General features: G+C 38.6%; 1 protein-coding gene. It reads right to left on the bottom strand.

The annotated features are described in order from the left end of the window. Positions 1–1,064, bottom strand: a 1,064-nt coding sequence (locus QUA90_RS30375) for an IS4 family transposase (protein WP_333448793.1), incomplete at its 3' end; no start/stop codon positions are given. Positions 1,065–1,074 lie beyond the last annotated feature (10 nt).

The raw sequence follows: 1,074 nt of genomic DNA on the forward strand, positions 1-1,074 counted from the left end.
AACTGTTCTACCTCGTCAGAATATTGTTCGAGATAATTGACCCACTTTTCTCCATCTAAACCAACACCAAATGTACTCCGTCTTCGATATCTTTTTTTAGGTTCTTTGCGACGAGATACATATTTTTGTACCTGCTTTTTTTTCAGTTCAGTGCCTTGAAATATTGCTGAAGTGTACGCAAGTGTCATGAGCAAAATCATGTTAATAAGTCGGTCTCCTTTTAAGCTGGTTCCTTCAAGATCGTAGCCTCCTGTTTTACAGTCTCGGAACATTTCTTCAATACCCATCCGCTGCTTATAAGCATTGATAGCTGCCGGCAATGACCCTAAATCTGTGAGTATAAACCACGCTTCTTCAACCTTCCATCCCCCGTAGTTCCTTTTCCACTTACAAGCAACATCAAATCCGGTCGCAGGTCGAGTTTTCCTCACTCTTTTACTTTGAAAATATAAAGAGGTACCTGGTACTATTCCTAATTCATCTAAGCGTTGCCAAACTAAATGTTCCGTTTCGACACAATGATTCTTTTTCAGTCTTAAACAAAAAGATACACCCTTTTCCCTCAGCCAGTTTGCCAAATCGACCGAACAAAATTCACGGTCTCCTAAAACGATGACTTTATATTCTGAAAATAATGGTAAAACTTGCTGTAAATTGGTTGTTTGTGACTCGAAGTTACTGTTTCCCAATTTGGGCAACAGTGACCAGTATAATGGAATTGCTCTTCGCTCCCAGATCAGGCTAACCATAAAGAGATTAATGCGCCCCCATTGACTGCGGTCGATTGCAATTGATAAAGTTTGACCAACACGGCAATAAGTAATCAACCAATAAGTAATTAATGGGAACCAAATTAGTGAGATAGTTAAGTGAGGCAAATCGAGAAACCTTTGTAGTTTTCTACGCCGACTTTCTGTTGTAATTGGATAGGGAAATACCCGCGAGAGCCGTTCTAATCTCACTTGTTTTTCTGATTGTATCAATGGTAGCAAGATTTCAATCAGTTTAAATTGAGCTGAACTTAGTTGTTTTTTTAAATGAATGAGGTAGAATGTTGGTATCATTATTTTTGAG

The organism is Microcoleus sp. D3_18_C4 (genome assembly GCF_036702355.1).
Classification (GTDB): domain Bacteria; phylum Cyanobacteriota; class Cyanobacteriia; order Cyanobacteriales; family Microcoleaceae; genus Microcoleus.